The sequence below is a fragment of the Rhizobium sp. P1_E6 genome (assembly GCF_056405875.1).
The window spans coordinates 1-5,014 of the sequence record NZ_JBFUBG010000179.1 but is presented as its reverse complement, the minus strand read 5'-3'; the positions used below and the strand labels follow the sequence as shown (position 1 = coordinate 5,014).

Annotated in this window: 2 protein-coding genes; one reads left to right on the top strand and one right to left on the bottom strand. The window is 59.5% G+C overall.

The features are described from left to right. The coding region (locus AC1D35_RS34710; RefSeq protein ID WP_477942423.1) for a flagellin N-terminal helical domain-containing protein at positions 1-543 on the bottom strand (543 nt) is incomplete at its 3' end. A 911-nt stretch (positions 544-1,454) separates the two neighbouring features. Between AC1D35_RS34710 and AC1D35_RS34705 the strand changes: the two genes are divergently transcribed. After that, a partial coding sequence (locus AC1D35_RS34705; RefSeq protein WP_477942421.1) for a N,N-dimethylformamidase beta subunit family domain-containing protein occupies positions 1,455-5,014 on the top strand: 3,560 nt, incomplete at its 3' end.

Below are 5,014 nucleotides of genomic sequence, written 5' to 3'. Positions count from 1 at the left end.
CGCACCGGTCGTGGTCATGCCGAACAGAACGTTGCCGTTCGATGCGGTGGACAGGGCGTAGTCGGTCATCTTGACGGAAACGCCGTTCGAACCATCGCGAACGAAGGAGGAAACGACGCTCTTSGTGCYGTTGRCACCGGCAACCCAGTTTTCACCGGAGAAGGAAGCCGACTGAGCAATGCTYACCAGCTGGTCCTGCAGCTGGTCGATTTCTTCCTGGACCTTCTTCTTGTCGACGCCGTTTTCGGTCGCGGCAACAAGCTTGGCCTTGATTTCGCCGACGACGTCGATGGCGCTGTCCATGGCGGTGTAGGCGGTGTCAACCTTTGCAGCGCCGAGGCCGAGCGCGTCGGAAACGGCCGAGAGGGCCTTGTTGTCCGAACGCATGGTCGTTGCGATCGACCAGTAGGCAGCGTTGTCGGAAGCCTTGCCGACGCGGTAACCCGAGGAAACATGGTCCTGGGTCTTGTTGAGGCCCTGGTTGACGTTACGCAGCGTCTGGAGAGCTGCCATTGCAGAGTTATTGGTGTTGATGCTCGTCATTATTTGCCTGTCCCTTTTGGCAGGAGTTTGGAGGGGACATTCCGGATTTGAGCCGGCCCACGGCGTGCAGCGTCATGCCTGTTAATCAAATTACCCCCGATTAACTCGCCGTTTCGACCGCCCAAAGAACAAGATTTCAATTAAGGAAGGCTGAATATGAAGGTAAGTTCGCCAAAAAATGAGATTTATAAAAAGCTTCGAATATATATATACGTTAACTATTTATAAACACTGCGGGGTCATAGCGCTTYTTGGACCTTATGAATTTATAATACTTGGATAAGTTTGAAGTGTATTTCTTTGTATATTCAAGAGACCGGGTTATTTGGAGAAAAAATTCGTAAAGAAGACGCCGTCTTGCCTCTCTGAGAACATAGCCTATCGCTGCGATTTTTAGCTTGTCGCTTGCTCGTCTCGGCGGGCGTGGCATTGGCTTTGTGCCGGAATGGACGCAGGACCTGCCAAGCCGCGGCGTCGACTTCATGATCGGGCTCGGTATCCAATGGCCTCGCGCGGCCGCGCAAGTGAACGGGGTCGGTCACGAGAGTGACGACCTGTCGCGGACACGGCCCGAAGACAGAACATGAGCATGGATAGTCGTCGCTCCTGCCGACCATGATGCTGAAGCTCCTGTGGCTGTCTCCCTCACGATTCTCGCGCAGCGCAAATTCGGCTTTCCCCCAGGGCGCGCAGCCGTCCGTTATGCGAAGCGGATCCTGCGATTGTGCCACTTGTCGCCATGCGAAACGCAAGTCGCACTTCCACGAAAAAATCCGTTTCCCAGAAAGGATGCCGCCTGTAGGTCGAAATGGGTAGGCCATACTCGCCTGTTTTTCGATTATAATTGGAGGTCCGCGTATCGAACGATCCTCATAGATTTGATCCTGGTAAATTTCGGGAGAGGGCACGCCATGTATCGCAACGCTCGCCGGTGGGCTTCGCGCTCGCTCTTGGTGGATTCGTGGGTTCCCCGTTGGCTGACCGTCGGTGGAAAGGCAAGGCCGCGCCAGACTGCCGATCGGCGCGAGGATGATGCTCAGCTTGCAACATCCGTGCAGACTTCGGATGGAAACAAGCATGGTGCCCTTGTCGACAGTCCCGACAACAACTCTGCGCTCAAAAGACGTGACGTTGAAGAGACGGTGGGAGCGTTCGGCGCTGTGGACGGTCGGGTCAATATCAACCACGCACCGCCGTCCTTGCCCGACACTTTCGCAAGGCTTCATGGAGCGGGAGTGAGCGGGAATTCTGTCGCGTCTCCGCCGTCTGCCCATAGGCCGGGTTTTGCACCTTTCGAGCGGAACGTAGTTGGAGCTACTTCGTCCCTTTATCGCACCTATGCTGGAACCAGCCTCATAGGCGACGATCCCTTGGCTCCCTATCTGCCGCAAAGCCCTGCACCGGCAGCTTCGGGGCAAGGTTCTTCCACCGTGGCGGGTGAACGTGCCCACACGGGCAAAGTCGTGATTCTCGAATCGAGTCCGTCAGCGCAGGCGGCTGCGCAGCATGCGGGATTGAATTCCGTGGCGTTTGGCATGCCCTTTGGTGTCTGCGGGTGCGGATATTTTACCTCCCCCACGCGGATTCTCGATTGGGCCCATGGCGGCGCCATGCTTCAGCAGGACGGTCAATTGCCGGGGACCAGACTGACAGAAGGGCCGGACTATGTGGCGACGCTCAAGCGGGCCATCGGCGCCTCGGTCAGCGACCCGCTTCTCGATCGAAACCTGTCCCCGCTCTCGAGCTGGCCCGGAACCGCAAGGTGGACGGATTCGACGAACTTGAACGGATCATTGCCCGGTGGCGGAGAAATGGGAACGGCAAGCGCCACTGCCAAGGGCAAAGGCATCCTTTCCGGCTCGGTTACCACACCGCCGATCACGCAGCGCTCATTGACGACGCAAAATCTGGCGGCCGCGGCGGCAGCGACGCCCGACAACAAGGTCGTGGCGGAAAACCTGCTGCAGGGCAATCCGGAGAGCGAGTGGGGCATCGATGGCGCCGGCAGCTCCAACATCGAAGGGTTTGCGACCGACATCAGCGTCGACAACGGCAAGACGATCAGCTTCAAGATCGATACGGATTCCACCAATTACCGGATCGATATATACCGGCTCGGCTATTATGGTGGCATGGGGGCGCGCAAGGTTGCCACCATGCAGCACACCGGATTGCAGGATCAACCCAATCCGTTGCGCAATGCCACGACCGGGACGGTGGATGCGGGCAACTGGGCAGTCTCGGCGTCATGGACCGTACCAGATGACGCCGTCTCAGGGGTCTATATCGCCAAGCTCGTGAGGCAGGATGGTACCTTCGGCGAGAATCATATCCCCTTCATCGTACGCGACGACGACAGTCACAGCGACATCGTTTTCCAGACGGCCGACGAGACCTGGCAAGCCTATAACGGCTGGGGTGGCGCAAACTTCTACGGCGGCAACGGTCCGGCGACGGGGCAGGGTGCCGGCCGCGCCTATGCGGTCAGCTACAACAGACCGATTGCGACCCGGGGCGGGGTCGGCACCTATGCCGGTCCCCAGGACTATCTGTTCGGCGCCGAGTATGCAGGCATCTACTGGCTGGAACAGAATGGCTATGATGTTTCCTACATGTCGGGTGTCGACGTCGACCGCTACGGCAGCCTGTTGCTCAATCACAAGACTTATGTTGACGCGGGGCATGACGAGTACTGGTCGGGGCAGCAGAGGACCAACGTCGAAGCCGCACGCGATGCGGGCGTCAACCTCATGTTCTGGAGCGGTAACGAGGTCTATTGGCGTACCCGTTGGGGCAATGCCTACAGCGCCGACGGCACGCCCTATCGCACCCTTATCTCCTATAAGGAAACCTGGGCGCCCGGCAGCAGCATTGACCCTTCCAATGAATGGACAGGCACCTTCCGCGATCCGCGCCTCAGCCCACCGGCTATCGGCGGCGGAAACCCGGAAAACTCGCTGACCGGGCAGTTGTTCAAGGTCGACGATGTCGGTGGCAATCTGGGCGCGATCAAGGTTGGATATGACGACGCCAACCTGCGCTTCTGGCGCAATACCAGCGTTGCCAATCTTCAGCCGGGCCAGACGGCAACGCTCACCAAGAACTATCTCGGTTATGAGTGGGACGAAGCGCCTGACAATGGCTTCGATCCGGCGGGCCTCGTGAAGCTGTCGTCGACGACACTTCCGGTCAGCACCTACCTGCTCGACTACGGAAACACGACTGGCAACGCGACCGCCACCCACAATCTGACACTTTATCGTGCGCCCAGCGGCGCGCTGGTGTTCGGCGCCGGTACGGTCTACTGGACATGGGGCCTGAGCGACAATCACGATAATGAGGCGACGCCGACCGATCCCCGCGTGCAGCAGGCGATGGTCAATTTGCTTGCCGACATGGGCATCCAGCCTGGGACGCTGCAATCCGGGCTCGTCGCCACAACTGGTTCCACTGACAATGTTGCGCCGACATCTATCATCACGGTACCCGCCACGGTGGTCGCTGGATCCACGGTGGCGATTACGGGCACCGCCACCGATACGGGTGGCGGCGTGATCGCCAGCGTCGAGGTTTCGACCGACAATGGCGCGAGCTGGCATCCTGCCACAGGCGATGAGAACTGGACTTATACGTGGTCGCCGCAGACCGCGGGCACCTACACGATCCTGTCTCGCGCCGTAGACGACAGCATCAACCTCGAAACACCCTCGGCCGGACGCACGGTCACCGTCAGCGGGCCGAGCTATGTGTCTCTCTTTTCCGACGCGGCGACGCCGGCGGTCGTCAACACCGACGATACGTCAGCCATTGAGCTCGGCGTGCGCTTCCAGACCTCAGTGGCAGGCACCCTCGGCGGTATTCGTTTTTATAAAGGCAGCCAGGACACAGGGACGCATACCGGCTCGCTCTGGTCGAGCACGGGTACGCGGATCGCGACCCTCACTTTCACGAACGAGACCGCCAGCGGCTGGCAGACTGCCTATTTCTCCAGTCCGGTGACCTTGACGCCCGGGCAGACCTACACGGCGTCTTACCACACCAATACCGGTCATTATTCGACAACCGCCAACTACTTTACCTCCAATGTGACGAGTGGCCCGTTGACGGCGTCAGCGAGCGGCAACGGCGTATATCGATACGGCAGTAGCAGCCTATACCCCACCAGCACCGTGGACGAGACGAACTACTGGGTCGATGTGATGTTCAATCCCTCGACCTCGAGCAACGCGACGCCGACGGCGGTTGCCGATGCGGGGGATGCGACCGAGAAGGGTGGTGCGGCCAATGGTTCGGGTGGCGTGGTTGCCAGTGGCAATGTGCTGACCAACGATACCGATCCGGATGCCGGCGACACCAAGACGGTCACGGCGGTCGGCTTCGGCGCGACATCAGGCACGCTCGGCACGGCGCTGAACGGTACCTATGGCAGTCTGGTGCTCAGCGCATCGGGCGTCTATAGCTATGCGCTCAA